This window comes from Aeromicrobium sp. Leaf289, from assembly GCF_001423335.1.
In the GTDB taxonomy this organism is placed as follows: domain Bacteria; phylum Actinomycetota; class Actinomycetes; order Propionibacteriales; family Nocardioidaceae; genus Aeromicrobium.
This window is the reverse complement of the sequence record NZ_LMNK01000001.1, coordinates 236,637-263,168: the sequence shown is the minus strand read 5'-3', so window position 1 is coordinate 263,168 and position 26,532 is coordinate 236,637. Positions and strand designations below refer to the sequence as shown.

The following is a 26,532-nucleotide window of genomic DNA, read 5'->3' as shown; positions in this document are numbered from 1 at the left end:
TCGCCCGGATCAGTGGCGGGGCAGCACGCGGTCGAACGCCGGGTCGTGGTTGCCGAAGCGGTGCGTGGTGATGGTGACCGACTGCTCGCGCAGGAACGGCAGGAGCTCGACCCGTCCGGACCAGGTGACCTCGCCAGCGTGGACGGCGACGTCCGGATCGCCCTCGACGGCGGCGGCGAGCTCACGCGCGAGCGGGCCCAGCAGGCGCACCCGTCCGGGACGGTCCCGCGACATGCGGTCCAGCCAGTCGGCGTCGTCCTCGACGACGTGCCCGGGTGCGAGGTCGTCGGGCAGGGCCACCGGCGTGGACACCGTGACCGAGGCGCCGGCGCGGAGCCCGGCGAGGACGACCCGAGCGGTCGTGAGCAGGTCGCCGTCACCGCGCACGTGGACCGAGGTCGGTCGGTAGCGGAAGACGTTCCGCTCGACGCCGAGCCCGCTGACGTCCTTCTCGCGGCCGAACTCGCGCTGCCAGGCCAGCTCGTCGGAGCGGGCGGCCGCGGCGAGCTGCGCGGCGTCGGACTGGAGCAGGTGCGGCGTCACCGACGCGAGCGCGGAGGCCACCGGGGCCGAGAGCTCGACGTCGTCGGGGACGTGGCGCAGCGGTCGGCGCGTCCAGGTGCCCAGGTGGGTCAGGTAGTTGGGTCCGCCGGCCTTGCTGGAGGCGCCGACGCTCGACCGCTTCCAGCCGCCGAACGGCTGGCGCTGCACGATCGCGCCAGTGATCCCGCGGTTCACGTAGAGGTTGCCCGCCTCCACGGTGTCGATCCAGCGGTTGACCTCGTCGGGGTCGAGCGAGTGGATGCCGGCCGTGAGCCCGAAGTCGGTGGCGTTCTGCCAGGCGATCGCCTCGTCGAGGTCGGCGGCGTGCATGAGTCCGAGGACGGGGCCGAAGTACTCGGTGCGGTGGTAGGTGCTGCCGGGGGCCACGCCCACCTTCACCCCGGGGGACCAGAGTCGACCGGTGGGGTCGAGACGACGCGGCTGGACGATCCACTCCTCACCGTCGTCGAGGACCGTCAGCGCGTCGAGCAGCTTGCCCGAGGGCGCCTCGACGACCGGGCCGACCGAGACGTCGGGATCGTCGGGCCACCCGACCTTGAGCGAGGTCACGGCGTCGACGAGCTGGCGACGGAAGCGCTCGGAGGTGGCGACGGAGCCGACCAGGATGCCGAGGCTCGCCGCCGAGCACTTCTGCCCGGCGTGCCCGAAGGCGCTCTTCACGAGGTCGCCGACGGCCAGGTCGAGGTCGGCGCTGGGGGTGACGAGGAGGGCGTTCTTGCCACTCGTCTCGGCGAGGAGCGGCAGGTCGGGCCGCCACGAGCGGAACAGGGCCGCCGTCTCCCAGGAGCCGGTGAGGATCAACCGGTCGACCGCGGGGTGGGACACGAGGGACTTGCTCAGCTCGCCCTCGTCCATGCTCACGTAGCGCAGCACCTCGCGCGGCACGCCGCCCTGCCACAGCGCCTCCACCATGACGGCTGCGCACCGGGGGCTCTGCGGAGCGGGCTTGATCACCACCGCGCTGCCGGCGGCGAGGGCCGACAGCACCGAGCCGCACGGGATCGCGACGGGGAAGTTCCACGGCGGGGTGACGACCGTCAGGCCGACCGGGTGGAACGAGGCGCCGTCGACGACCTCGAGGCGACGCGCCGCCTCGGCGTAGTAGTGCGCGAAGTCGATGGCCTCGCTGACCTCGACGTCGGCCTCGGCGATCGTCTTGCCGGTCTCGGCGGCCATGACGGCGACCAGGTCGCCCCGTCGGGTCTCGAGCGCCCCGGCGGCCTGGTGGAGGATCCAGGCCCGGACCTCGGCCCCACGGGCGGACCAGGCGGTCGCGGCGGTCCGGGCGCCCCGCACGAGGGTCTCGAGGGACGCCGGGCCGTGGACGCGGCTCGACTCGATCGTGGAGATCCCGAGCTGGGTGTACGTCGACCGGGACAGCGCCTGACGGCCCCACACCCGGTTCCCGGCCGTGGACGGGTCCGTGTCGGGGGTGTTGGAGAAGCCGTCGGTGTGCGCGTGCACGTGGTGGTCGGTGGCGTCGGTGCGACGGTCCTGGACCCGGTGCGGAGGGGGCACGGTCTCGTCGAGCGCCTTCACGGAGGCGAGGAAGCGCCCTGCCTCGCGATCGAAGGCCGAGGGGTCGTCGGCCAGGTCGAACGCGGCCGACATGAAGTTCTCCGAGCTGGCGTTCTCCTCGAGCCGGCGGACCAGGTAGGAGATGGCGACGTCGAACTCGTCGGGGTGCACCACGGGCGTGTAGAGCAGGAGTGCGCCGACGTCGGCGCGCACCGACGCGACGGGACCGGAGTCCATGCCCAGCAGCATCTCGAAGTCGACGCCGTCGCGAACGGACCGCTCGCCGGCGAGCAGCCAGGCGTAGGCGACGTCGAAGAGGTTCTGCCCGGCCACGCCGATCCGCACGGCGTCGATCCGCTCGGGGGTGAGGGCCCACCGCAGGACGCGCTTGTAGTGCGTGTCGGTCTCCTGCTTGGAGGACCACGTCGCGAGGGGCCAGCCGTGGACGGTGGCGTCGACCCGCTCCATGGCGAGGTTGGCGCCCTTGACGAGGCGCACCTTCACGGACGCGCCGCCGGCCTCCCGGCGGGCGCGGGCCCACGCCTGGATGCGCTGCATCGCCGCGAGGGCGTCGGGGAGGTAGGCCTGCAGGACGATGCCGGCCTCGAGGTCGGGGTGCTCCTCCAGGACGCGTGTGAAGACCGCGATCGTGAGGTCGAGGTCGCGGTACTCCTCCATGTCGAGATTGATGAACGAGCCGCGTTCCGCGGCGACCTCGTACAGCGGGGCGAGGCGCTCGACCACGCGCTCCACGGTCTCGTCGAACGCCCACATGGACAGCTGGCTGGCGACGGCGGAGACCTTCACGGAGACGTAGTCGACGTCGTCGCGCCGCAGGAGCTCGAGGGTGCGGTCGCGTCGGCGCACGGCCTCGCCCTCGCCGAGCACGGCCTCGCCGAGCAGGTTGAGGTTGAGCCGGTCGCCGTTCTTGCGCAGGGTCGCGATCGTGCCGCCGAGCTTCTCGGGCCGTGCATCGGCGATGAGGTGCCCCACCATGCGGCGCAGCGTGCGTCGGGCGGTGGCGACGACCAGTGCCGGGAAGAGCAGCGAGAAGAAGGCGCCGGTGCGCAGCAGGACCCGCTGGGTCCAGGGCAGGAAGGCCGGAAGAGAGCGGGTCAGGTCCCGCAGGTTGCGGGCCGCGACGTCGGAGTCCTCGGGGCGGACGACGCGGTCGACGAAGCCGATCGTGAAGTCGAGTCCGGCCGGGTCCTTGAGCAGCGTCGCGAGGCGGCGGGCGGCCGGGTCGGTCCGTCGGCCACGTCCCTGCTGGGCGGTCACCCAGTGCCGGACGAGCGCGACCGCGCGCTCCTCGAGGGGGGCGTCGGGCGGCGTCTCGGCGGTAGGGCTCATCTCGGTCGACAGCCTAGTGCGCCGAGGGCCCTGGCGGGGGTGCCGGGCTCGGGGCGGCGGAGGAGCCTGGCGGGGGTGCCGGGCTCGGGGCGCCGGATGCCTGCGGGTCGGTGGAGCGGTCCGGTCGCGGCGGGGGCCGGAAGGACCAGGCCACGGCCGCGGCGAGGACGCCGGCCACGAGGGGGACGGCGAAGCCCGCCGAGGCGCCGAACCGGTCCACGACGGCGCCGGCGACCGCGGCGCCCGGGGCGACACCGATGGCCAGGCCGGTGCTCGTCCACGTGAGGGCCTCCGTGAGCCGCGTCGGCGGCACGTACTCCTCGACCACGCTGGTGGCGGCGATCATCGTCGGGGAGATCATGAAGCCGGTCACGAACATGCCGACGGCGAGCCAGGCGATGCTCGGCGCCAGGAGCAGCGGCGCGAACAGCAGGCCGAGGACCAGGACGGTCCAGCGCAACCGCGCCACCGAGTCGGAGGGTGAGGGCAGCAGTCCGACCGCCACGCCGGCCAGGAGGCTCCCGGCCGCCCAGATGGCCAGCACCACCCCGGCCGCGCCCGCCGACCCCTCGGCCTCGGTGAACGCGACGACCAGCACCTCGGTCGAGCCGAAGAGCACGCCGATCCCCACCGCGGCCACCAGCACGGGGCCCAGGACGGCCCAGCCGAGGGGCGGGCGGGGTCCGTCCCCGTGCCGACCCGTCGGAGGCTCGGTGGACGTCTGCGCGGCGAGGAACCAGCTGCCCACGACCGCGGCCGCCGTGGCCGTCGCCAGGCCTGCGACGTCGGCGACCTGCAGGGTCAGGAAGGTCACGAGCACGGGGCCGACGATGAAGACGACCTCGTCGATGACGGCCTCGATCGCGAACGCGGTCGTGAGCCGCGGACGGTCGTCGCGCAGCAGGTGGGTCCACCGTGCACGGACGAGCGACCCGGTCTGCGGCGTGAAGACCCCGCCCACCGCGGCGGCCAGGTGCGGCCAGGGTGCGTCCACCTCGCGGGTCACGGCGAGGATCACGGCGATCATGCCGGCGGCGTAGCCGGCGCCCGCGAGCACCAGGACGCGCCGCTGGCCCCACCGGTCGCTGAGCCGTCCGTGCATCGGGGCGACGACGGCGGCGGCCGCCACGTAGGCGGCGGCGACCAGCCCGGCGGCGCCGTAGCTGCCCCCGTGCTCGCGGACGAGCAGGACGAGTCCGAGCGAGGCCATCGAGAGCGGGAGGCGCGACACCAGTCCGGTCAGGCTGAACAGAGCCGCGCCGGGCAGAGCGAGGACGTGCCCGTAGGTCGACCGCACCGTGCCACCTCCTCGTCGCCGCCGGCAAGTGCCGACGTCCCGTCATTCTCGGCGCAGGCAGGCTACCCCCGGCGGGCCGGGGGCCTGCATGGGACGATGACGTCATGGATGTACGCCCCTTCGACGCCCTGCTCTACGTCTCCTTCGGCGGGCCGGAGAAGCCCGACGACGTCGTCCCGTTCCTGGAGAACGTGACCGCCGGCAAGGGCATCCCGCGCGAGCGGCTGGAGGAGGTGGGCGAGCACTACTTCCTGTTCGGTGGGCGCAGCCCGATCAACGACCTGAACCGCGACGTGATCGCGGCGCTCGAGGGCGAGCTGGCCGATCGCGACGTCGACCTGCCGGTCTACTGGGGCAACCGCAACTGGACCCCCTACCTGCGCGAGGCGCTCGAGGCGATGGTCGCCGACGGGGTCCGCCACGCCGCCTACTTCCTGACGAGCGCGTACTCGTCGTACTCGGGCTGCCGCCAGTACCGCGAGAACCTCGCCGACGCGACCGAGGGCCTCGACATCGAGCTCAGCCGGCTCCGGCTGCCGTTCAACCACCCGGGATTCATCGGCCCCTTCGTGGAGCACACGGACGCCGCCCTGGACGAGGCTCCCGACGGCACGCGGGTGGTGTTCGTGACCCACTCGATCCCTGACGCCATGAACGACGCGAGCGGCGGGCCGGGCGTGGGCGCGTACCGGTCCCAGCACCTCGAGGCGGGTCGGCTCGTCATGGAGGGTCTCGCGCCGCAGCACCGCGACGTGCCGTGGGACCTCGTGTACTGCTCCCGGTCCGGCTCGCCGCGGACCCCGTGGCTGGAGCCCGACGTCAACGACCACCTCGAGCAGCTGGCCGCCGACGGTGTCACGTCCGTCGTGGTCGTCCCGATCGGCTTCGTGTCCGACCACATGGAGGTCGTGTACGACCTCGACACCGAGGCGGCGGAGACCGCCGAGAAGCTCGGCATGAGGTTCGTCCGCGTGCCCACGCCGGGGACGCACCCCGGCTTCGTCGCGATGATCACCGACCTGCTGCAGGAGAGGGCCGCCGTCGACCGCGGCGAGTCGCCGACGCCGGCCACGCTCGGCCGGTGTGCTGCCAACCCGGTCGTGTGCGTGCCGGGCTGCTGCGCGAACCTGCGCGGCGACCGTCCCGCCCACCCGTGAGCTCGTCCGTGCTGCCGGACCGTGAGCAGCTCCTGACCCTGGCGCACGACGTCGGGCTCGAGGCGGCCGCCCTGGTGCGGCGCGAGCGGCCGGAGGGCCGCGTGGCGGTCGCGGCGACCAAGTCGAGCCCCATCGACGTGGTCACCGAGGTCGACCGGGCCAGCGAGGACCTGATCCGCGACCGCATCCTCGCTGCACGGCCCGACGACGGGTTCGTCGGTGAGGAAGGTGCCGACGTGGCCGGCACGAGCGGGGTCGACTGGGTGGTCGACCCCATCGACGGAACGGTGAACTTCGTCTACGGGATCCCCGCGTACGCCGTGTCCATCGCCGCGCGGGTCACCGACGCGACCGGCGAGCGGGTCGTCGCGGGCTTCGTGGTGAACATCGCGTCGGGGGAGCGGTGGGGAGCCGTGCTCGACGGCGGCGCCTGGCGCTGGGACGGCGACCGTCGGGTGCCGCTGCGTGCTCCGGAACCGCCGCCGCTCTCCCAGGCCCTCGTCGGGACGGGCTTCAACTACGTGCGCGAGGTCCGCGAGCACCAGGCTGCGGCCGCGGCCCGCCTGCTGCCGCACGTCAGGGACATCCGTCGGATCGGTTCGGCCGCACTCGACCTGTGCGCGCTCGCCGAAGGCCGTCTGGACGCCTACGTCGAGCAGGGGCTGCACCCGTGGGACCTCGCTGCGGGAGGACTGGTGGCTCGCGAGGCCGGTGTGCTCGTCGAGGGCCTCGACGGCCCGCCGGATCTGCGCCTCGTGATGGCGGCGCATCCTGCGCTTGCAGGGGAATACTTCGACCTCGTCCGGACTTGTGGGTTCTGACCGACGGCCGCTTGCAGCGGTGTGGAACAATCCCGTCGGTTGAACGCACACGACGGAGGGGTACATGGCTACCGACTACGACGCGCCTCGCAAGACTGACGAAGAGCAGTCCGAGGACAGCATCGAGGAGCTCAAGGCGCGTCGCCACGAGAAGAACTCGGGCAAGGTGGACGAGGACGAGGTCGAAGCGGCCGAGTCGTTCGAGCTGCCGGGTGCCGACCTCTCCCACGAGGAGCTGGCCGTCCAGGTGGTCCCGCGCAAGTCCGACGAGTTCACGTGCTCGTCGTGCTTCCTGGTGCACCACCGTTCCCAGCTCGCCGAGGAGAAGGGCGACCGGCTCATCTGCCGGGACTGCGCCTACTGACGCACCGTCCGAGCTCGCTCAGCGCGAGCGCCGACGACCAGGAGCCGGCTTCCGTGAGGAGGCCGGCTTCGCCGTTCCTCCAGCCGTCCGTGCCGCCGCCCGCGCTGCTCCGGCGACGCCACCCTTGGTGGCGCCCTTCAGGGGCTTCATGCCCGGAGGCAGGTCGCCCGTCGAGCGGACCCAGTACCCGGCCGCCCCGCGGCGCACGAGCAGCCTCACGACCTCGACGAGCGCACCTCCGATGACGGCCCAGGCGACGGCCTCGCGGGTCTCGACCTCGGGGTGTCGCCCCGCGGTCGGGGGCTTCTTGCCGGTCGCGGCCCGCCAGGCCAGCGTCGAGACCTGACGTGCCAGCAGACCCGCCGCGACGGTGGAGCCGCGGTCGAGCAGCTTCCACGTGCTGCGGCTCGAGCGCGACGGTCGCCTCGCGGGCGTGGCCGACTCGAGCGTGGGAGCGGACGTGCGGCGTCGGCGCTTGCGGGGCATGGTCGTCACCTCGGGTCGGTGCGGGGTTGGTCGGTGCTGGCTTGGTCGGTGCTGGCTTGGTCGGTGCTGGGCTGGTGGGTGCCCTGGGTGCCGGCCTCGGGTCGGATCGGCCCGGCAGGACGGCCGAGGGCCTGGGCGATCGCGGACGGATCGCGGGTCGAGACCACCCAGTAGGGCGCGGGGTCTGCCGGATCGCGGACCTCCACCTGCACGGCGGTGGCGATGTACGGCCGGACGTGCAGCCAGGCGCGGGCGTCGGCGCCGGGACCGAGCAGCGTCCGTGCACCGGCCGCGTCGAGCGCCGTGACCGCGCCCACGTGCTCGTGCGTCAGGTGGGCGCGCCCCACACGGAGGCCGTCGGGTCCGGCCTCGAGCACCGTCGACCCGTAAGACCACAGCAGGGCACCCGTCACGACGGCCACCGCCACGGCCACGGCGACCGCGGTCGGCGGTCCTGCGACGACGAACGCCACCCAGCCCCACGCGATCGCGAAGGCCGCGACGGCGATCCACCACGCGGGGGGAGCGAGGAGTCGCTCACGACGGGTCTGCACGCTCCCAGCCTGCCGCATCCGGGCGTGGTCGGCCCGAGTAGGGTCGCGAGCATGCTCGAGATCGCGGTGCGTCGCCTCGACCCGCGGCTCCCGGCCCCGACCTATGCGCACCCGGGTGACGCAGGTGCCGACCTGCACGCCGCCGAGGATGCGACCCTCGCGCCGGGCGAGCGCGTGCTCGTGCCCACGGGCATCGCCCTGGCCCTGCCCGACGGCTTCGCGGCCTTCGTCCACCCACGGTCCGGGCTGGCCCTGCGCCACGGACTCTCGGTGGTGAACACGCCCGGCACCATCGATGCCGGCTACCGGGGCGAGATCAAGGTCCTGCTGGTCAACCACGACCTGCACGAGACCGTCCGGATCGCCCGCGGCGACCGCATCGCGCAGCTCGTGGTGCAGCGGGTCGAGCACGTGACCTTCCGCGAGGTCGAGTCACTCGAGGACACCAGCCGAGGCGCCGGGGGCTACGGCTCCACCGGGGGCCACCGATCCATGGGGGAGGACGCATGATCCGTCGACGCCGAGAGCGTGACGACCAGGCAGTGCAGACCGACGAGACGGGCACGGAGCCCGACGTCGTGTCCACGACGCCCACCGAGGAGCCGTCCGGCCCCTGGGACTCGCGAGACTTCACCGGGGACGGCACGGGCTACATCGACCTCGGACCGCTGCGCATCCGCGGACGCATCGGCTTCCAGCTCCAGGTGCCCCAGGACGACGGCGGAAGCACCGGGTCCGTCGTGCTGGTCACGGAGGAGTCGGGGCTCGAGCTGCGGGTCTTCGCCGCGCCGCGCAGCGGTGGGCTGTGGGACGAGGTCCGTGGCGAGCTGCTCGCGGAGGTCGAGCGGCTCGAGGGCACGGCCGAGCAGGTCGACGGACCGTTCGGTCCCGAGCTTCGCGTCCAGGTCCCCGTGAAGCTCCCCGACGGCCAGGACGGCTTCCAGCCGTCACGGATCCTCGCGGTCGAGGGGCCGCGCTGGATGCTTCGTGCGACCTTCCTCGGATCGGCTGCGCTCGAGCCCGACGAGGACGGGCTGCTCGAGCGTGCGTTCCGTGAGGTCGTCGTCGTCCGAGGTGACGAGCCGCGCCTGGTGCGTGAGGCCCTGCTCATCGAGGTGCCCGAGGGTGCGGTGGCCGAGGAGCCACCCGGCCACGGCACCCAGGCCTGAGGTTCGCGGCCTAGGATCGAGACATGGCATCCCGACTGCGCCGCCCGATGCGCCGCGCGACCCTCGAGCAGCTCGAGGACCAGGAGCTGCAGCGCAGCGCCGACGCCGCGGGCTGCCGGTTGCTCACCGCCCAGGCCGAGAGGTCGGTCTGCTCGCTGCACGGTGAGCTGCGGTCCGTCACCACCCGCCCGGTCGCCGACGGTGCGAGCGCCCTCGAGGCGCAGCTCTACGACGGGTCCGGGCAGGTCACCCTCGTGTGGCTGGGCCGACGCCGGATCGAGGGCATCGAGCCCGGGCGACGTCTGACCGTGCACGGCCGCATCGGTCGCCGCGGCGACGCCTTCGTGCTCTACAACCCGCGCTACGAGCTGGACGCATGAGCGAGGCCGGCGCGAGCGTCGCCACCGTCGAGGAACTGGTGCGGTCCAAGCTCTCCGAGGCGCTCGGCGGCGGGCGCGGCATCGTCGAGAGCGCCGTGCCCACGATCGTGTTCACGATCTGCTGGATCAGCACGCAGGACCTGCGGACCTCGCTCGTCGCGAGCGTCGGCGCGGCGGTCCTGCTGCTCGTGGTGCGGCTCGCCCAGCGCTCCACCGTCCAGTTCGTGCTGAACGCCCTCATCGGCATCGCCATCGCCGCCGTGTTCGCGTCGCGCAGCGGCGAGGCTCGTGACGTGTTCCTGCCCGGGATCCTCTACAACGGTGCCTACGCGGCGGTCTTCATCGTCTCGATCCTCGTGGGGTGGCCCCTCATCGGGTTCCTCATCGGCAGCCTCACCGGCGAGCCCACCGAGTGGCACGAGGACCGACAGCTCGTCCGTCTGTGCTCGCTGCTGACCTGGCTCTTCGCCGCACCCTGCATCCTGCGGGTCGTGGTGCAGTACCCGCTGTGGGCCGGCGACCACGTGGCGCTGCTCGGCACCTCCAAGGTCGTGCTCGGCTGGCCCCTGCAGGTCGCGGCGTTCGCGGCGATGGCGTGGGTGCTCTCGCGCAACTCCACCCCGATCGAGGCCGAGGCCGAGCCGGAGCCGCCTGCTTCTCGGTGACGCGCAGTTCGCGGGGGCGGGGCCTCGACCTGCGGCTGCGCTGCTCCGGGTGGGTGTCGACCTGCGGCTGCATGGCGGCGGGTGGGTCTCGACCTGCGGCTGCGTCGCTGTGGCTGGGTCTCGACCTGCGGCTGCGTCGCTGTGGCTACGAGGCGGGTCGGTCTCCGAAAGGGCCTCGACCGGCGGGCGGGTCCGGGGTCGGTCGGGTTCTCGGAGCGCGGGTCGGGGGACGCAAGGTTCTGCGTTCGTGCGTGAGGGGGCGAAGGATGCTGCGTTCGTGGTCGGATCCCGTCGTGAACGCAGCATCGTTCGGGGTTCTGCACGCGAAGGCAGAATCTTGCGTCCGCGGGGCCGGTTCGCGCGTCGGGTGGGCAGGGATTCTTCCTTTGCGTGGAAGGGTCCACGAGAAGGGAGAATCACTGCCCGTACGGGGCCCTTTTCGTCGCCACGATTCTTCCTTCGCGTGGCACGGTCCACGAGAAGGAAGAATCGTGCGTGGATCCCGCGCAGATGGAGAATCGTGGCCGCGCCCCGCAGACCCACCCGAGCCCAGACCCCCGGCTGCGGTCGAGGCCCTTTCGGAGACCACACCGACGCGCAGCCACAGCGACGCAGCAGCAGGTGAAAGCACAGCGGCTGCGACGCAGCAGTGCGTGAACGCCCGGCCGGGCAGCGTAGGCGCGAGCGAACGCCCAGCCGCCGACGCAGCCACGACGCCTCAGGACGAGGAGGAACTCACGACTTGGGGGAGAGCAGCGCGCCGATCTCGTCCTCCGCGTCCGGTGCGGTGACGAACAAGAGCTCGTCGCCCGCCTCGAGCGAGCGCTCCGGGTCGGGCGTCTCGATCGCGTTGTCGCGCAGGATGGCCACGAGGACCACGTCGCGTGGCCACGGGACGTCGCGCACCAGGCGCCCGGCGAAGGGGGAGTCCTCGGGCATCGTCAGCTCGACCAGGCTGGTGTTGCTCTGGCGGAAGGTGAACAGGCGAACGAGGTCGCCGACCGACACCGCCTCCTCCACCAGGGCCGACATGAGCCGCGGGGTCGAGACCGCCACGTCGACGCCCCAGGTCTCGCCGAACAGCCACTCGTTGCTCGGGTGGTTGACGCGACCGACGGTCCGGGGGACCGAGAACTCCGTCTTGGCCAGCAGCGAGACGACCAGGTTGACCTTGTCGTCGCCCGTCGCGGCGATGACCACGTCGCACGTCTGCAGCCCGGCCTCCTCGAGGGAGGACATCTCGCACGCATCGGCCAGAAGCCACTGCGCCTTCGGCACGAGGTCGGACCGGATGGACCCGGGGGACTTGTCGATCAGGAGCACCTGGTGCCCGTTCTCGGTGAGCTCGAGCGCGACGGAACGGCCGACGGCACCGGCTCCCGCGATGGCGACGCGCATCAGGCCTCCTCAGGTCCGGACTCGAGCACGCGGTGGGCCTGGTCGGCGTCGCCCTCGCGCATGAAGACGGCGAGCAGGTCGCCCTCCTGCAGCACCGTGCGTCCGCTCGCGACCAGGCCGGACCCGAGGCGCGTCAGGTAGGCCACGCGGACCCCCGCGGCGTCCTCGAGGCTCGAGACCTCGTGACCGATCCACGGGAACGGGGCGTAGAGGGTGTCGAGTCGCAGCTGGCCGGACGGGTCGCGCCACGCGGGCTCCGACCCCGCCGGGACGAGACGACGCAGGACCTGGTCGGCCGCCCACGGCACCGTGGCGACCGTGGGGACGCCGAGGCGCTCGTACACCTCGGCACGGCCCGGGTCGTAGATGCGGGCCACGACGTTGTCGACGCCGAACTGCTCACGCGCGACCCGTGCCGAGATGATGTTGGAGTTGTCGCCGCTCGAGACCGCGGCGAAGCCGTCGGCGTGCTCGATGCCGGCCGCACGCAGGACCTCGCGGTCGAAGCCCATGCCGGTCACGGTGGTGCCGGTGAAGTCCGGCCCCAGGCGGCGGAAGGCGTCGGGGTTGGAGTCGATGACGGCCGTGGAGTGGCCGCGCTCCTCGAGGCTGCGCGTCAGCGTCGAGCCGACGCGTCCGCAGCCCATGATGACGATGTGCACGAGGCGACGCTACACCCGTCGGGACCGGCCCGGAGCCCGCATCCAGGGCGCCCGGCGCAGCGATCCCGACAGGTCTACGATCGTCGCTCGTGGGCATGGTCGAGTCCGTCAAGCGGACGCTCGTCGGACGCAAGCTTCGCAGCACCCAGCTCGGGGAGACGCTGCTGCCGAAGCGCATCGCGCTGCCCGTCTTCGCCAGCGACGCCCTGTCGTCGGTGGCGTACGCGCCCGACGAGATCTTCCTGACCCTGTCGATGGGCGGCATCACGGCCTACGCGTTCAACTGGAAGATCGGCCTCGCCGTCGTCGTCGTGATGCTCACCGTCGTCGCGTCCTACCGCCAGAACGTGCGCGCCTACCCCAGCGGTGGAGGTGACTACGAGGTCGCCACCACGAACCTGGGGCCCAAGTCGGGCGTCACGGTGGCCAGCGCGCTGCTCGTCGACTACGTGCTCACCGTCGCGGTCTCGATCTCCTCGGGGGTGCAGAACGCGACGTCCGCGGTGCCGTGGCTCGTCGGCCACGAGGCCCTGGCCGCATCGGCGCTCGTCCTCCTGCTCATGACGCTCAACCTGCGCGGCGCCAAGGAGTCCGGCCGCGCGTTCGCCGTGCCGACGTACCTGTTCATGCTGGCGATCGCCCTGATGGCCTGCTGGGGACTGGTCCGCTACCTCCTGGGTGACCTGCCCCAGGCCGAGAGCGCCCGGTACGAGATCGCCGCCGAGGCGCCCTACGACTCCGCGCTCACCGGCCTGGCCATGGCGTTCCTGCTCGCCCGGGCGTTCTCGTCCGGATGCGCCGCCCTCACCGGCGTGGAGGCGATCAGCAACGGCGTGCCCGCCTTCCGCAAGCCCAAGAGCGCCAACGCCGCCACCACGTTGCTGCTGCTCGGCACCATCTCGATCACGATGCTCATGAGCATCATCGTGCTGGCCGACGCCATGCACATCCGCTACGTCGAGGACCCGGCCCGCCAGCTGCTGCTCGACGGCCGACCGGTGGGTGACGGCTTCGAGCAGGACACCGTCATCGCGCAGCTCGCCAAGGCGCTCTACAGCGACGCGGCGCCGCTGTTCTACTTCACGATCGCCTGCACCGGCATCATCCTCGTGCTGGCGGCGAACACCGCCTTCAACGGCTTCCCCGTCCTCGGTTCCATCCTCGCGCGCGACGGACACCTGCCGCGCCAGCTCGACACCCGCGGCGACCGGCTGGCCTTCAGCAACGGCATCGTCCTGCTCGCCGTCGCCGCGATCGCGCTGATCGTCGCCTTCGACGCCGAGGTCACGAAGCTCATCCAGCTCTACATCGTGGGCGTCTTCGTCTCGTTCAACCTCAGCCAGCTGGGCATGATCCGGCACTGGACCCGGCACCTCGCCGCCGAGACGGACCCCGCCGAGCGGCGCCGGATGAAGCGCTCGCGGCTCGTCAACGGGTTCGGCCTGGCCATGACGGCCACCGTGCTCGTGATCGTCCTCATCACCAAGTTCCTCGCCGGAGCCTGGATCGCGATCCTCGCCATGACCATCGTCTTCTTCCTCATGGTGGGCATCAACCGGCACTACCAGCGGGTCAACGCGGAGCTCGAGATCGACGAGACCGACGTCGCCCTTCCCTCGCGCGTCCACGCCGTCGTCCTCGTGGGCCGGCTCCACAAGCCGACCCTGCGGGCCATCGCCTACGCCCGAGTGGCGCGGCCGAGCAGCCTCGAGGGTCTCTACGTGGAGCTCGACCCGCACGACACCCAGGTGCTGCGCCAGCGGTGGGACGACCTGCAGATCCCCGTCCCGCTCACCGTCGTGTCGTCGCCCTACCGCGAGCTCGTGCGCCCCGTGGTCAAGTACGTCAAGGAGGTGCGCCGGGCGAGCCCCCGCGACATCGTCAGCGTCTACATCCCCGAGTACGTCGTCGGGCACTGGTGGGAGCAGCTGCTGCACAACCAGACCGCGCTGCGCCTCAAGGGACGCCTGCTCTTCATGCCCGGCGTCATGGTGACCAGCGTCCCGTACCAGCTGAGCTCCGCCTCCCGCGTCGACCCCCGCAGCACCATCGGCAGCGCACCCGGCGACGTGCGCCGCGGCATCGGGGACCGGCCCGGCCCGGACGGACCCGCATGAGCGCGGTCCTCCCGATCGTCCAGGTGGGGCCCGTCGCCCACGGTGCTGGTTCGGTGTGCTCGGAGCCCCGGGGAGGTGGGTTCGCATGACGTCCGAGGCTCTTCCCGTGGTCGAGGTGGGGCCCGTCGCCCACGGGGGCTCCTGCGTGGCGCGGCTGGACGGGCAGGTCGTGTTCGTGAGGCACGCGCTGCCGGGGGAGCGGGTCAGCATCCGCGTCACCGACCGCACCAAGCGATACCTGCGCGCCGACGCCGTGGAGGTGCTCGAGGCGTCCCCCGACCGGGTGGCCCCGCCGTGCGACCTCGCGGGGGTCTGCGGAGGCTGCGACTTCCAGCACGTCGCCCCCGAGGCCCAGCTGCGGCTGCTCGGGTCGGTCGTGTCCGAGCAGCTGCAGCGCCTCGCCGGCATCGAGCGGGAGGTGCGGGTCGAGGCCGTCGGTCCCTCCCTCGGCTGGCGCACCCGCGTGACGTGGTCGACCACCCCCGACGGACGCGCAGGACTGCGCCGCCACCGCTCCCACGAGGTCGTCCCGGTCGGGCACTGTCCGATCGCCCACCCCGGCCTGCCCGACGTCCTGTCGCACCGCTGGGACGCCCCCCAGGTCGAGGCGATCGTCTCCTCCACGGACCAGCAGCTCCTCGTCACCGACGCGACGGTGCCCAAGGACCTCCACGTCGACGGAGTCGCAGGCACCGACGGCACGCGGCGCGCAGGTCGCACGCGGCTCACCGAGCGCGTCGAGGGCCACGACTTCACCGTGACCGGCTCCGGCTTCTGGCAGGTGCACCCGGAAGCAGCGCGCACCCTGGTCGACGCCGTCCTCGAGGCCGCCGAGGCCCGACCCGGGGATCGGGTCGCCGACCTCTACGCCGGGGTCGGGCTGTTCACCGCGTTCCTCGCCGACCGCGTGGGGCCCCAGGGCACGGTGGTCAGCGTGGAGGCCGACACCCAGGCCGCGCGCGACGCCCGCCGGTCGCTGCACCGGCACGCCCAGGTCCGCCTGGTCTCCGCCACCACCGAGCAGGCGCTCCGTCACGACGCCGACCTCCGTCGGGGCGTCGACCTGGTGGTCCTCGACCCGCCACGGACCGGGGCCCGACGCGCCGTTCCCGACGTGGCGCGGCTCGGTGCCCGTCGCGTCGTCTACGTGGCGTGCGACCCCGCGGCCCTGGCCCGTGACGTCGCGACGTTCGCCGAGCACGGCTACCGGCTGGGGGACCTGCGGGCGTTCGCCCTGTTCCCCATGACCCACCACGTGGAGTGCGTCGCGGTGCTCGACCGGATTCCCGACGTCGACTGAGAACGCGGCGCACCCGACCGGCGTAACCCCTGGTGACCACCGATCGGTGGTCACGTGACCAGGAGGATCGCCATGAGAACGTCCCACGTCCAGCCCCGCTCCCGCCGCCGCGCCGCTGCCGCTGCTGCTGCCGCCGTCGCGCTCGTCGCCACCGCCGGCCTCGTCGTCTCCGCCGACGCCGCCGTGGTGGAGCCGTCGGGCAAGGCCCTCGGCCTCGCCGGCGACGGCAAGGTGCTGCACCGGCTGAACCTCGACCAGCCCTCCCGCCTCACCACCCTCGGTCCCGTGAAGGGCCTGACCGGCGAGGACGAGCGACTGGTCGGCATCGACTTCCGGGTCCAGAACGGCCGCTACTACGGCGTGGGCAACGCCGGCGGCATCTACACCGTGAACTCGGGCAACGGCCAGGCGGTCAAGGTCTCACAGCTCAGCGTGGCCCTCGAGGGCCGCGACTTCGGCGTCGACTTCAACCCGGCGGCCGATCGCCTGCGCATCGTGAGCGACACGGGCCAGAACCTGCGCCACGACGTGAACCAGCCGACGCCGACCACCGCCGTCGACACGCCGCTCTCCTACGGCGACGGTGCCGCCCAGGGCGTCACCGCCGTCGCGTACACGAACAACGACACGAGCGCGAAGACCGGCACGTTCCTCTACGACATCGACACGTCGCTCGACCAGCTGGCGGTCCAGGTCCCGGCGAACGCGGGCACCCTCGCACTGGCCGGCCCGCTGGGCACCAACGCCGTCGGCGTGGCCGGCTTCGACATCGTGACCGTGCTGGACGACGGCGTGGCGGTCGACAACGTCGGCTTCGCCGTCCTGCGTCCTGCGCGCTCGAACACCTCCTCGGTCCTCTACGAGATCGAGCTGCAGAGCGGCGCCGCCACCCGCGTGGGCAACTTCCCCCGCTCCGTGGGCGACATCGCCATCCAGGTGCCGTGAGGTCGGTCCACGACGTCCGGTGAGCTCCGCGGGCCATCTCGACCGACCGGTCGGGGTGGCCCGCGGCGCGCTTGCTTGTGTGCGGGGTCCTGCACGGGCAGGGTGGGGCGCATGACACTCGGTCTGCGGTGCGCGGCGTCCCCGGCGGGCCCACGTCTCGGACCCGGACGTGGGTTCGAGCGACCGGGGCGAGCCCCACGATGAGCGGGCCGGACACCCACGAGCCCCACGCGCCCGACGGCGACGCCCTCGGGGACGACCGTCAGGACGGGTCCGAGCACCGGTCGGTCGCGGACCTGCGGCGCTCGGCCCTCGCGCAGGACGCCCTGCTGTTCTGCGTGGCGTTCACGGCGGGCGCGTCGGTCGTGCTGCTCGCCAGGCTGCTCGGCGGTGCGGCCGATCCCGACCTCTGGACCGTCGGGCGGTCCGACGACCTGCTCCTCGGCGGGCTGGTGGCGGGGGAGCTCTTCCTCGTCTGGAACAACGGCTGGCGCCAGGGCGTGCGGGGGCACAGCATCGGCAAGCACCGCGAAGGACTGCTCGTGGTCCGCCCCGGGACCGCACGGCCCACCGGTGCGCCCCGCGGCCTCCTGCGCGGCCTGACCGCAGCACTCCTGCTGGACCTGGCGGTCGCCGCGATCCCGATCGGGCTGCCGACCGTGCTGCGCCGGTTCACGCCCGAGGCGTGGCACGTCGGTGCCGCCGCCTACGTCGCGGTCCTGCTGCTGCTCGTGCCGCTCCTGGTGGGACTGCGTCGAGGCGTCCTCGACCGGGTGGCCGGCACCGAGGTCGTCAGGGCCGTGGGCGCCGACGCCGTCACCTCCGACCCTCGTCGACGTGCGCTCGTGGTGCTCGACCTGGTCGGACTCGCCGGCGTGCTGGCCGTCTGCGCCGCTCACCTGTCCTTCGTGTGGCCGCTGATCTGGCGCTGGCCGGGCCTGCTCTGAACCGCCCGAGCGGGGTTCGCTCGATTTCCTCTTGACATCATGTATCTTGACATCAAGAGACTTATCCGACCGCCGGGCCGCCCGTCGCACTCCCACTCCGGATCGACTTAGGCCCACCTGACATGGCGAGCACGCCGTGTGGTCGGCAGGATGGAACACGACGCGAAGGAGACACTCATGGTCGACAGCTTCAATGCCGAGCAGACGCTCGAGGTGGGCGACGCCAGCTACACGTACTTCAAGCTCGACGCGGTCAAGGGCGACGGCCTCGACGTCGCGTCGTTGCCGTTCAGCCTGAAGGTGCTGCTCGAGGCGCTGCTGCGCACCGAGGACGGCGCCGACATCACGAAGGCCGACATCGAGGCCCTCGCCGGCTGGGACGCGAACGCCGATCCCAGCAAGGAGATCCAGTTCACGCCCGCCCGCGTGATCATGCAGGACTTCACCGGCGTCCCCTGCGTCGTCGACCTCGCCACGATGCGCGAGGCCATGGCCGACCTGGGCGGCGACGCCACGAAGATCAACCCGCTCGCGCCGGCCGAGATGGTCATCGACCACTCCGTCATCGCCGACGTCTTCGGCACCCCCGAGGCCTTCGAGCGCAACGTCGAGATCGAGTACGAGCGCAACCGTGAGCGCTACCAGTTCCTCCGCTGGGGACAGGGCGCCTTCGACGACTTCAAGGTCGTCCCCCCGGGCACCGGCATCGTGCACCAGGTCAACATCGAGAAGCTCGCGCGCGTCGTGTTCGACAAGAACGGCGTCGTCTACCCCGACTCCTGCGTCGGCACCGACTCGCACACCACCATGGTCAACGGCCTCGGTGTCGTGGGCTGGGGCGTCGGCGGCATCGAGGCCGAGGCCGCGATGCTGGGCCAGCCGATCAGCATGCTGATCCCGCGGGTCGTCGGCTTCAAGCTCTCGGGCGAGCTGCCGCAGGGCGCCACCGCGACCGACCTGGTGCTCGTCATCACCGAGATGCTGCGCAAGCACGGCGTCGTCGGCAAGTTCGTCGAGTTCTACGGCTCGGGCGTCGGCGCGGTGCCGCTGGCCAACCGCGCCACGATCGGCAACATGAGCCCCGAGTACGGCTCGACCATCGCGGTCTTCCCGATCGACGACGAGACCACCAAGTACCTGCGCCTGACGGGTCGCGACGAGGAGCAGATCGCGCTCGTCGAGGCCTACGCCAAGGCCCAGGGCCTGTGGCACGACCCGGACCACGAGCCGCGCTTCTCCGAGTACCTGGAGCTGGACCTCGGCGACGTCGTCCCCTCGATCGCCGGTCCCAAGCGTCCGCAGGACCGTGTCTCGCTCACCGAGAGCAAGGGTTCGTTCCGTACCGCGCTCGCCGACTACACCGAGCAGGACGTCAACGGGTACGACGAGGCCGTCGCCGAGTCCTTCCCGGCGTCCGACGCGCCGAGCAGCAGCGACGACGGCACCAACGGCGACAAGCCGAACGCACCGGCGCCCTCGGGCGCGGGTCGTCCGAGCAACCCGCAGCACGTGCGGCTCGAGGACGGCACCGAGTTCGAGCTCGACCACGGCGCGGTGACGATCGCCGCGATCACGTCGTGCACCAACACGTCGAACCCGTCGGTCATGATCGGCGCCGGCCTGCTGGCCAAGAAGGCGGTCGAGAAGGGTCTGCAGCGCAAGCCGTGGGTCAAGACGACGCTGGCGCCCGGCTCGAAGGTCGTCACCGACTACTACGCCAAGTCCGGTCTCGACGTGTACCTCGACAAGCTGGGCTTCAACCTGGTCGGCTACGGCTGCACGACGTGCATCGGCAACTCCGGACCGCTGATCCCCGAGGTCAGCGCCGCGGTGAACGAGGGCGACCTCGCGGTCACCGCCGTGCTGTCGGGCAACCGCAACTTCGAGGGGCGGATCAACCCCGACATCAAGATGAACTACCTGGCGTCGCCGCCGCTGGTCATCGCCTACGCGCTGGCCGGCTCGATGGACGTCGACCTGTTCAACGAGCCGCTGGGCACCGACGCCGACGGCAACGACGTGTTCATGAAGGACATCTGGCCGTCGGCGAGCGAGGTCGAGGACGTCATCGCGTCGTCGATCTCGTCCGACACGTTCAGCAAGGAGTACGCCGACGTGTTCGCCGGCGACGAGCGCTGGCAGAACTTGCCGACGCCCGACGGCGACGTGTTCGAGTGGGACCCCGAGTCGACCTACGTCCGCAAGGCGCCGTACTTCGACGGCATGGACCGTGAGCCCTCGCCGGTGGAGGAGGTCAGCGGTGCACGCGTGCTGCTCAAGCTGGGCGACTCCGTGACCACGGACCACATCAGCCCTGCCGGTGCGATCAAGAAGGACAGCCCGGCCGGTGCGTACCTGTCGGAGCACGGCATCGAGCCGCGCGACTTCAACTCCTACGGCTCGCGTCGCGGCAACCACGAGGTCATGATCCGCGGCACGTTCGCGAACATCCGCCTGCGCAACCAGATGGCGCCGGGCACCGAGGGCGGCTACACGCGCAACCTGATCGCCGACGGCGAGGTCACCAGCGTGTTCGAGGCGTCCGAGGCCTACCAGGAGGCCGGCGTCCCGCTGGTCGTCCTGGCGGGCAAGGAGTACGGCTCGGGCTCGTCGCGCGACTGGGCCGCCAAGGGCACGGCGCTGCTGGGCGTCAAGGTCGTCATCGCCGAGTCCTACGAGCGCATCCACCGCTCGAACCTGATCGGCATGGGCGTGCTCCCGCTGCAGTACCCGGAGGGCGAGAACGCCGAGTCGCTCGGGCTGACGGGGGAGGAGACGTTCGACTTCACCGGCATCACGAAGCTCAACGACGGCGAGACGCCGCGCACGGTGCACGTCAAGGCGGGGGACGTGGAGTTCGACGCGGTCGTCCGCATCGACACCCCCGGCGAGGCGAACTACTACCGCAACGGCGGCATCATGCCGTACGTGCTGCGCAGCCTGCTCGACTGAGCCCGACCGCCCGACCCACGAGACGCCGTCCCCTCGGGGGCGGCGTCTCGCTGTGCGGGGGCGGTGGCAGGGGACCTTCGTCCCGATTCGTTGTTCGCGACACGAAATTGTCGCCAGGTGCTGGACGTGACCCCCATCACGCGATAGGTTCACGCAAACAACAATTGCGTCCCGGTGACGGCTTTATGTCGTTCCCGTGTCGCCAGAGACCAACAAGGAGGCGGTTCGTATGAAGCGAACGCGCAATCTGGTGCTTGCCGGCCTCATGGGTGCCACGCTCATGCTCAGCGCCTGTGGCAGCGACTCGGGGAACGACGGCGGAGACAGCTCCGACGACGCGGGGAAGATCGGGGTGATCCTGCCCGACACGAAGTCGTCGGTCCGCTGGGAGAGCGCCGACCGTCCTGCGCTGGAGGCGGCGTTCAAGGACGCCGGCGTGGAGTACGAGATCCAGAACGCCGAGGGTGACGCCGACAAGATGGCCACCATCGCCGACGGCATGATCGCCGACGGCGTGACCGTCCTCGCGATCGTCAACCTCGACTCCGACTCCGGAGCCTCGATCCAGGAGAAGGCCGCGCAGCAGGGCGTCAAGACGATCGACTACGACCGTCTGACCCTCGGTGGCTCGGCCGACTACTACGTCTCGTTCGACAACACCAAGGTCGGCGAGCTGCAGGGCGAGGGCCTCGCCACGTGCCTCGGCGACGAGGACGCCAACGTCATCTACCTCAACGGCTCGCCCACCGACAACAACGCGACGCTGTTCTCGAAGGGCGCGCACAGCGTGCTCGACAAGACCACGTCGTACAAGAACGTCGGCGAGCAGGCCGTCCCGGACTGGGACAACGAGCAGGCCGTGACGATCTTCGAGCAGCTCTACACGAAGGTCGACGGCGACGTCCAGGGCGTCTACGCGGCCAACGACGGTCTGGCCGGTTCGGTCATCTCGATCCTGCAGAAGAACGGCAAGGCGGGCGACGTCCCGGTCACCGGCCAGGACGCCACGGTCGAGGGCCTGCAGAACATCCTCAAGGGTGAGCAGTGCATGTCGGTCTACAAGTCGGCCAAGCAGGAGGCGGGCGAGCTCGCCAAGGCCGCCATCGCGCTGGCCAAGGGCGAGAAGGCCGAGACGAACGGCACGACGGAGGACAGCGAGGGTGGCCGCGAGGTCCCGTCGATCCTCCTCACGCCTCAGTCCATCACGAAGGACAACGTGAAGGACGTCGTCGACGACGGCGGCGTCACGAAGGACGACCTCTGCGCGAACGACTTCGCGGAGCTCTGCACGGACGCCGGCATCAGCTGACGTCCCCCCGTCGCCCCATGGGGGCGGTCCTGCCGGACCGCCCCCACGGGGCACACCCTCGCTGTCCCGAGACCGACCGACCACCTCCTCGCACGCACCTGGAGACCACATGAGCACCACCCCGCTGCTGGAGCTGCGCGGCATCAACAAGAGCTTCGGCGCCGTCCACGTCCTCCACGACGTCGACCTCGCCGTCCACCCCGGGCAGGTCACCGCCCTCGTCGGCGACAACGGCGCCGGCAAGTCCACGCTCGTCAAGACCATCGCCGGCATCTACTCCGCCGACTCGGGCCAGCGCTACTTCGAGGGCGAGCCCGTCGACATCCACGGTCCCCGCGACGCCTCGGCCCTCGGCATCGAGGTCGTCTACCAGGACCTCGCCCTCTGCGACAACCTCGACATCGTCGAGAACCTCTTCCTCGGCCGCGAGCTCATGAAGGGTCCGGCCCTCGACGAGGCGACCATGGAGGCCCGGGCCCGCGAGACCCTCGCGTCGCTCTCGGTGCGCACCGTCAAGTCGGTGCGCCAGAGCGTCGCCAGCCTCTCGGGCGGCCAGCGCCAGACCGTCGCCATCGCGAAGTCGGTGCTCTGGAACTCCAAGGTCGTGCTGCTCGACGAGCCGACGGCCGCCCTCGGCGTCGCGCAGACCCGCCAGGTCCTCGACCTCGTGCGCCGCCTGGCCGACCAGGGCCTCGGCGTCGTCCTCATCTCGCACAACATGGTCGACGTCTTCGAGGTCGCCGACCGCATCACCGCCCTGTACCTGGGCCGCGTGGCCGCCGACGTGGCCACGAAGGACGTCACCAACACCCAGGTCGTCGAGCTCATCACCGCAGGTCGCTCGGGCGACCTCGGTCTCACGTCCGTCGGAGAGGCATCATGACCACCACCCCCACCGATCCGTCCTCGAAGGGCGGCAGCGGTCTGGCCGAGACCGACTTCGCGATCGACGCCCGCCAGGCGGCCACGCTCGGCGACGCCTGGCAGGCCTACCTCAACCGCCTGCGCGGCGGCGAGATGGGCGCCCTGCCGGCGGCCCTCGGGCTCATCATCCTGTTCATCGTCTTCAGCGCCGCCAGCGACACCTTCCTGACGGCCCTGAACATCGCCAACCTCATCACCCAGTCGGGTGCCATCTGCGTGCTCGCGATGGGGCTGGTGCCCGTGCTGCTGCTCGGCGACATCGACCTGTCCGCCGGTGTCGCCGGCGGCGCCGGTGCCGCGATCGCGGCGCTCGCCATCGTCGACCACGGGCTCCCGTGGTACCTGGCGGTCGTCGGCGGACTGGTCTTCGGTGCCGTGCTCGGCACCCTGATCGGCGCCCTCGTGGCCAAGCTGGGCATCCCCAGCTTCGTCGTGACCCTGGCGTTCTTCCTGGCGCTGCAGGGCCTGACCCTCAAGCTCATCGGCCAGGGCGGGTCGGTGCGCGTCGCCGACCCCGTCCTGCGCGGCCTGACCATCAAGAACATGCCGGTGGTCGCCGGGTGGACGATCGCGGTCATCGCGGTCCTCGCCTTCGCCGCGCTCACGCTGCTGCGCTACCGCACCCAGGTGAGCCGCGGTCTCGCGCACCAGCCGCTGAGCCTGCTGCTCGTCAAGATCGCCGGCATGGGCGTCGTGGTGCTCGGTCTCACGGCGCTGCTGAGCCTGAACCGCAGCCGCAACCCCAACTTCCCGATCCAGGGCGTGCCCTACGTGCTGCTGCTCGTCGGCGTGCTGCTGGTGATCTTCACCTTCGTGCTGAGCCGCACGCGCTACGGGCGCCACGTCTACGCGGTGGGCGGCAACCGCGAGGCGGCCCGACGGGCCGGCATCGACGTCGACAAGATCCGCATCTCCGTCTTCGTCCTCTGCACGTCGACCGCCGTGATCAGCGGCATCCTCGCCGCGTCCTACGCCGGCAAGGTGTCGCCCTCCTCCGGTGCGGGCAACACGCTGCTCTACGCCGTGGGTGCGGCCGTCATCGGTGGCACCAGCCTGTTCGGCGGCAAGGGCAAGGCCCGCGACGGGGTCATCGGCGGCGTGGTCATCGCGACGATCATCAACGGACTGGGCCTGCTCAACCAGGCCAGCTGGATCAACTACGTCGTCACCGGCGCGGTGCTCCTGCTCGCCGCAGCGGTCGACGCGGTGTCCCGCCGGCGCCGCTCGGCGTCCGGCGTGAGCTGAGCCGGTCGTGCAGACGAGCGCGCGGTCCGGGGCGGGCACCAACCAGGAGGCCGTCCGGCGCCACAACCTGGGCACGCTCCTGGGCCACGTGCACCTGCTGGGCCGGGTCTCCCGGTCCGACCTGACGTCCGCGATGGGGCTCAACCGGAGCACCATCGCCGGGCTGGTCACCGAGCTCCAGGGGCTCGGACTGGCCGAGCAGGTCAGGTCGGAGGCGGTGCGCAGCAGCGCCGGGCGCCCGTCGCCGGACGTCGTGCCGACCCAGGACGGCGCGCACGTGCTCGCGGTCGACGTCCGCGTCGACGGACTCACCGTCGCGCGGGTCGGCCTGGGCGGCGCGATCCTGGCCAGGGCCACGGGTCCGATCCCCGCGTCGCGCGACCCGCACGCGGTGGCCGACGCGGTCATGGCCATGCTGCGGCTGGTCGTGCGCGACGCCTCACCGGGCAGTGCGCTGGTCGGCGTCGGGATGGCCGTGCCGGGCGTCGTGCGACGCTCGGACGGTCTCGTCCGGCTGGCCCCGAACCTCGGCTGGCGTGACGTGCCCTTCAGCGCGATCATGTCGGACCGGCTGGGCGGCATCGCTCCGGTGGAGCTCGGCAACGACGCCGACCTCGGGGCGTTCTCCGAGCACCTGCGGGGTGCCGGGGTCGACGTCGCCGACCTCGTCTACCTGTCCGGCGAGGTCGGCGTCGGTGCGGGCGTCATCGTCGACGGCCATCGACTGGTGGGTGCGGGTGGGTACGCCGGGGAGATCGGGCACATGTCCCTCGACCCCGCCGGCCGGGAGTGCCACTGCGGCAACCGAGGGTGCTGGGAGACCCAGGTCGGCGCGCACGCGATCGCCGAGGCGATCGGCTGCCCGCCCGACCGGGTCGGGTCCCTGGGGGAGATGCTCGACGGGCTGCAGGAGGTCGACGACGACCTGCGGGAGGTCGGTCGGCTCCTCGGCCGTGGGCTCGCGAACGCCGTCAACCTGCTCAACCCGCGGGTCGTCGTCCTCGGCGGCTTCCTGCGTTCGTTGTACCCGCACGTGCAGGACGAGGTCGACCGCACGCTGCACGACACCGCCCTCGTGGCGCCGCGCGAGCTGGTGCGGATCGAGCTGCCGGGACTCGGCGCCGACGCCGTGCTCGTCGGTGCGGCCGAGACGGCCTTCGAGCGGCTGCTCGCGGACCCCGTCACCTGCCTGGCGGCGGCGCAGGTCGACGTCGAGTCAGCGCTCAGCGTCGCCTGAGCACGACACGACCGGCGGGTCCTCAGAGCGCGACGGAGCCCTCGAGCACGTCGGTGAGGGCCTGCTCGGCCGCGCCCAGGGCGGCGGCCTCGATCCCGAGCGTGCCGACCCGGACGTCCGGGCGCTGATGGTGTGCTGCGGGCAGCCGTCGGTGCACCACGTCCTGCGCGCTGTGCAGGATCCATGGGGCCAGCGGCTGGAAGTAGCCACCGAGGACGATCACCTCGGGGTCCAGGACCGTGCACAGGGTGGCCAGTCCGTGACCGAGCTGCGCGCCGAGCACGTCCAGCGCGGTCGCCACGTCGGCGTCGGTCTCAGCCCTCGCCGCCACCTTCGCCGCACGTTCCATCGGAGTGCCCGAGGCTCGCATCCCGACGGCGGCGAGCGCGGCACGCAGTCCCACGGTGGTCTCCCAGCACCCCTGCCGACCGCAGGCGCAGCGGCGACCCAGGTCGCCGATCGGCATGTGGCCCACCTCGCCGGCGAATCCCGATCCCCTCACCAGGCGGCCGTCCTGCACGATGCCGGCGCCGATGCCGACGGTCCCGGTGATGTACAGCGTCGAGACGGACTGCTGGGCGGCTCCGTGCGTCGACTCGGCCACCGCGGCGAGGTTGGCGTCGTTGTCCACCAGGACGGTGACGCCCAGCGCCTCGGCGAGCACGTCACCGGGCCGGGTGCCCGTCCAGCCGAGGTTCGGCGCGAGCGCGACCGTGGCGTGGTCACGCTCCACCAGCCCCGGCACGGCGAGGTGTGCCCCGACGATGCGCCCGGGGGCCTGGTCGGCGACCTCGAGGGCGAGCTCGACCAGTGTCTCGAGCGCGTCGGCACCGTCGGGCACCTGGCGCGTCGTGGTGAGGACCTGCGTGGCGGCGAGGTCGACGAGTGCGGCGGCCACGTAGTCGACGTTGACCTCAAGGCCCAGGCCGAGCACGGAGCCCGCCGCGAGCTCCACCGGCCGGGACGGTCGGCCCCGGCCCTGCGACGACGCGTCTCCCTCGACGACGACAGCCCGCTCCGACAGCTCCCCGACGATCGCCCCGACCGTGGCCTTGGCCAGACCGGTGCGTCGGGCCAGCGACGTGCGGCTGCTCGGGCCGGCGTCGCGCAGCGTGCGGACGACGAGCGCCGTGTTGGCCCGGCGCAGCTGGTCGGGGGCGGCCGGGGGCAT

23 protein-coding genes are annotated in these 26,532 nt (G+C 72.0%); 16 read left to right on the top strand and 7 right to left on the bottom strand.

The features are described from left to right. Positions 1 to 9 precede the first annotated feature (9 nt). Positions 10 to 3,432 carry a bifunctional proline dehydrogenase/L-glutamate gamma-semialdehyde dehydrogenase gene (locus tag ASF37_RS01310; protein WP_056577248.1) on the bottom strand — a complete coding sequence of 1,141 codons (3,423 nt, stop codon included), beginning with the start codon at positions 3,430 to 3,432 and terminating at the stop codon, positions 10 to 12. Between the two features lie 13 nt (positions 3,433 to 3,445). Beyond that, on the bottom strand, positions 3,446 to 4,729 hold the full coding sequence (locus ASF37_RS01305) for an MFS transporter (RefSeq protein ID WP_056577251.1): 1,284 nt from the start codon (positions 4,727 to 4,729) through the stop codon (positions 3,446 to 3,448). Positions 4,730 to 4,833: 104 nt separating this feature from the next. Between ASF37_RS01305 and ASF37_RS01300 the strand changes: the two genes are divergently transcribed. The 3 genes from ASF37_RS01300 to ASF37_RS01290 all read left to right on the top strand — a co-directional run bounded on the left by ASF37_RS01300 (position 4,834) and on the right by ASF37_RS01290 (position 7,071). Further along, positions 4,834 to 5,886 (top strand): ferrochelatase, encoded by a 1,053-nt coding sequence (locus tag ASF37_RS01300; RefSeq protein ID WP_056578629.1) that lies wholly within the window; start codon positions 4,834 to 4,836, stop codon positions 5,884 to 5,886. Next, positions 5,883 to 6,707 (top strand): inositol monophosphatase family protein, encoded by an 825-nt coding sequence (locus ASF37_RS01295; protein WP_082506370.1) that lies wholly within the window; start codon positions 5,883 to 5,885, stop codon positions 6,705 to 6,707. The genes ASF37_RS01300 and ASF37_RS01295 overlap by 4 nt, the downstream gene beginning before the upstream one ends. 64 nt (positions 6,708 to 6,771) lie before the next feature. Then, positions 6,772 to 7,071 (top strand): DUF4193 domain-containing protein, encoded by a 300-nt coding sequence (locus ASF37_RS01290; RefSeq protein WP_055967866.1) that lies wholly within the window; start codon positions 6,772 to 6,774, stop codon positions 7,069 to 7,071. A gap of 18 nt (positions 7,072 to 7,089) precedes the next feature. On the opposite strand, the gene ASF37_RS01285 is transcribed toward ASF37_RS01290, so the two are convergent. Both ASF37_RS01285 and ASF37_RS01280 read right to left on the bottom strand, forming a co-directional pair. Continuing rightward, positions 7,090 to 7,557, bottom strand: a complete 468-nt coding sequence (locus ASF37_RS01285; protein WP_156368094.1) for a DUF4235 domain-containing protein — start codon at positions 7,555 to 7,557, stop codon at positions 7,090 to 7,092. 5 nt (positions 7,558 to 7,562) lie between these two features. Then, a complete protein-coding gene (locus tag ASF37_RS01280; RefSeq protein WP_200931155.1) occupies positions 7,563 to 8,111 on the bottom strand; it encodes a DUF3093 domain-containing protein in 549 nt (182 codons plus the stop codon). A 51-nt stretch (positions 8,112 to 8,162) separates the two neighbouring features. On the opposite strand from ASF37_RS01280, the gene dut reads away from it, so the two are divergent. From dut to ASF37_RS01260, 4 genes are read left to right on the top strand one after another with little or no spacing between them, the layout of a single operon-like run. Continuing rightward, on the top strand, positions 8,163 to 8,621 hold the full coding sequence (gene dut / locus ASF37_RS01275) for a dUTP diphosphatase (protein ID WP_055967875.1): 459 nt from the start codon (positions 8,163 to 8,165) through the stop codon (positions 8,619 to 8,621). Further along, positions 8,618 to 9,280, top strand: a complete 663-nt coding sequence (locus ASF37_RS01270) for a DUF3710 domain-containing protein (protein ID WP_056554482.1) — start codon at positions 8,618 to 8,620, stop codon at positions 9,278 to 9,280. Before dut ends, ASF37_RS01270 begins: the two co-directional genes overlap by 4 nt. A 23-nt stretch (positions 9,281 to 9,303) precedes the next feature. Further along, positions 9,304 to 9,660 carry an OB-fold nucleic acid binding domain-containing protein gene (locus ASF37_RS01265; RefSeq protein WP_055967880.1) on the top strand — a complete coding sequence of 119 codons (357 nt, stop codon included), beginning with the start codon at positions 9,304 to 9,306 and terminating at the stop codon, positions 9,658 to 9,660. Beyond that, a complete protein-coding gene (locus ASF37_RS01260; RefSeq protein WP_056577258.1) occupies positions 9,657 to 10,325 on the top strand; it encodes a DUF3159 domain-containing protein in 669 nt (222 codons plus the stop codon). Before ASF37_RS01265 ends, ASF37_RS01260 begins: the two co-directional genes overlap by 4 nt. Before the next feature lie 735 nt (positions 10,326 to 11,060). On the opposite strand, the gene ASF37_RS01255 is transcribed toward ASF37_RS01260, so the two are convergent. Then, positions 11,061 to 11,723 carry a TrkA family potassium uptake protein gene (locus ASF37_RS01255; RefSeq protein ID WP_055967886.1) on the bottom strand — a complete coding sequence of 221 codons (663 nt, stop codon included), beginning with the start codon at positions 11,721 to 11,723 and terminating at the stop codon, positions 11,061 to 11,063. Then, positions 11,723 to 12,370 (bottom strand): TrkA family potassium uptake protein, encoded by a 648-nt coding sequence (locus ASF37_RS01250; protein ID WP_369797016.1) that lies wholly within the window; start codon positions 12,368 to 12,370, stop codon positions 11,723 to 11,725. Before ASF37_RS01250 ends, ASF37_RS01255 begins: the two co-directional genes overlap by 1 nt. Before the next feature lie 110 nt (positions 12,371 to 12,480). Between ASF37_RS01250 and ASF37_RS01245 the strand changes: the two genes are divergently transcribed. From ASF37_RS01245 to ASF37_RS01205, 9 genes are all read left to right on the top strand, one after another. Beyond that, positions 12,481 to 14,502 carry an APC family permease gene (locus ASF37_RS01245; protein ID WP_055967892.1) on the top strand — a complete coding sequence of 674 codons (2,022 nt, stop codon included), beginning with the start codon at positions 12,481 to 12,483 and terminating at the stop codon, positions 14,500 to 14,502. Positions 14,503 to 14,587: 85 nt separating this feature from the next. Continuing rightward, complete coding sequence (locus ASF37_RS01240) at positions 14,588 to 15,802, top strand: class I SAM-dependent RNA methyltransferase (protein WP_056554488.1); 1,215 nt, start codon at positions 14,588 to 14,590, stop codon at positions 15,800 to 15,802. 72 nt (positions 15,803 to 15,874) lie between these two features. Then, on the top strand, positions 15,875 to 16,747 hold the full coding sequence (locus ASF37_RS01235) for a DUF4394 domain-containing protein (RefSeq protein ID WP_055967898.1): 873 nt from the start codon (positions 15,875 to 15,877) through the stop codon (positions 16,745 to 16,747). Positions 16,748 to 16,947: 200 nt separating this feature from the next. Then, positions 16,948 to 17,694 (top strand): hypothetical protein, encoded by a 747-nt coding sequence (locus tag ASF37_RS01230; RefSeq protein WP_055967901.1) that lies wholly within the window; start codon positions 16,948 to 16,950, stop codon positions 17,692 to 17,694. A gap of 177 nt (positions 17,695 to 17,871) precedes the next feature. Further along, entirely contained in the window at positions 17,872 to 20,646 is a 2,775-nt protein-coding gene (locus ASF37_RS01225; protein WP_156364784.1) for an aconitate hydratase, read from the top strand. A gap of 229 nt (positions 20,647 to 20,875) precedes the next feature. Continuing rightward, entirely contained in the window at positions 20,876 to 21,955 is a 1,080-nt protein-coding gene (locus tag ASF37_RS01220; protein ID WP_055967907.1) for a sugar ABC transporter substrate-binding protein, read from the top strand. Positions 21,956 to 22,064: 109 nt separating this feature from the next. After that, positions 22,065 to 22,838: an ATP-binding cassette domain-containing protein gene (locus ASF37_RS01215; RefSeq protein ID WP_055967910.1), complete on the top strand. Its 774-nt coding sequence runs from the start codon at positions 22,065 to 22,067 to the stop codon at positions 22,836 to 22,838. Beyond that, positions 22,835 to 24,124 (top strand): sugar ABC transporter permease, encoded by a 1,290-nt coding sequence (locus tag ASF37_RS01210; protein ID WP_055967913.1) that lies wholly within the window; start codon positions 22,835 to 22,837, stop codon positions 24,122 to 24,124. Before ASF37_RS01215 ends, ASF37_RS01210 begins: the two co-directional genes overlap by 4 nt. 7 nt (positions 24,125 to 24,131) lie before the next feature. Then, entirely contained in the window at positions 24,132 to 25,361 is a 1,230-nt protein-coding gene (locus tag ASF37_RS01205) for an ROK family protein (protein ID WP_056554490.1), read from the top strand. 22 nt (positions 25,362 to 25,383) lie between these two features. Here the strand turns inward: ASF37_RS01205 and ASF37_RS01200 are convergent, their stop codons facing one another. Next, positions 25,384 to 26,532 carry an ROK family protein gene (locus ASF37_RS01200; RefSeq protein WP_056554491.1) on the bottom strand — a complete coding sequence of 383 codons (1,149 nt, stop codon included), beginning with the start codon at positions 26,530 to 26,532 and terminating at the stop codon, positions 25,384 to 25,386.

What these genes read in the sequence shown, in the direction of transcription:
- ASF37_RS01310 (WP_056577248.1), bottom strand. Translation starts at nt 3,432, where the DNA reads ATGAGCCCTACCGCCGAGACGCCGCCCGACGCCCCCCTCGAGGAGCGC.
- ASF37_RS01300 (WP_056578629.1), top strand. Translation starts at nt 4,834, where the DNA reads ATGGATGTACGCCCCTTCGACGCCCTGCTCTACGTCTCCTTCGGCGGG.
- ASF37_RS01290 (WP_055967866.1), top strand. Translation starts at nt 6,772, where the DNA reads ATGGCTACCGACTACGACGCGCCTCGCAAGACTGACGAAGAGCAGTCC.
- ASF37_RS01285 (WP_156368094.1), bottom strand. Translation starts at nt 7,557, where the DNA reads ATGCCCCGCAAGCGCCGACGCCGCACGTCCGCTCCCACGCTCGAGTCG.
- dut (WP_055967875.1), top strand. Translation starts at nt 8,163, where the DNA reads ATGCTCGAGATCGCGGTGCGTCGCCTCGACCCGCGGCTCCCGGCCCCG.
- ASF37_RS01270 (WP_056554482.1), top strand. Translation starts at nt 8,618, where the DNA reads ATGATCCGTCGACGCCGAGAGCGTGACGACCAGGCAGTGCAGACCGAC.
- ASF37_RS01265 (WP_055967880.1), top strand. Translation starts at nt 9,304, where the DNA reads ATGGCATCCCGACTGCGCCGCCCGATGCGCCGCGCGACCCTCGAGCAG.
- ASF37_RS01260 (WP_056577258.1), top strand. Translation starts at nt 9,657, where the DNA reads ATGAGCGAGGCCGGCGCGAGCGTCGCCACCGTCGAGGAACTGGTGCGG.
- ASF37_RS01255 (WP_055967886.1), bottom strand. Translation starts at nt 11,723, where the DNA reads ATGCGCGTCGCCATCGCGGGAGCCGGTGCCGTCGGCCGTTCCGTCGCG.
- ASF37_RS01250 (WP_369797016.1), bottom strand. Translation starts at nt 12,370, where the DNA reads ATGGGCTGCGGACGCGTCGGCTCGACGCTGACGCGCAGCCTCGAGGAG.
- ASF37_RS01245 (WP_055967892.1), top strand. Translation starts at nt 12,481, where the DNA reads ATGGTCGAGTCCGTCAAGCGGACGCTCGTCGGACGCAAGCTTCGCAGC.
- ASF37_RS01240 (WP_056554488.1), top strand. Translation starts at nt 14,588, where the DNA reads ATGACGTCCGAGGCTCTTCCCGTGGTCGAGGTGGGGCCCGTCGCCCAC.
- ASF37_RS01235 (WP_055967898.1), top strand. Translation starts at nt 15,875, where the DNA reads ATGAGAACGTCCCACGTCCAGCCCCGCTCCCGCCGCCGCGCCGCTGCC.
- ASF37_RS01230 (WP_055967901.1), top strand. Translation starts at nt 16,948, where the DNA reads ATGAGCGGGCCGGACACCCACGAGCCCCACGCGCCCGACGGCGACGCC.
- ASF37_RS01225 (WP_156364784.1), top strand. Translation starts at nt 17,872, where the DNA reads ATGGTCGACAGCTTCAATGCCGAGCAGACGCTCGAGGTGGGCGACGCC.
- ASF37_RS01220 (WP_055967907.1), top strand. Translation starts at nt 20,876, where the DNA reads ATGAAGCGAACGCGCAATCTGGTGCTTGCCGGCCTCATGGGTGCCACG.
- ASF37_RS01215 (WP_055967910.1), top strand. Translation starts at nt 22,065, where the DNA reads ATGAGCACCACCCCGCTGCTGGAGCTGCGCGGCATCAACAAGAGCTTC.
- ASF37_RS01210 (WP_055967913.1), top strand. Translation starts at nt 22,835, where the DNA reads ATGACCACCACCCCCACCGATCCGTCCTCGAAGGGCGGCAGCGGTCTG.
- ASF37_RS01200 (WP_056554491.1), bottom strand. Translation starts at nt 26,532, where the DNA reads ATGCCCCCGGCCGCCCCCGACCAGCTGCGCCGGGCCAACACGGCGCTC.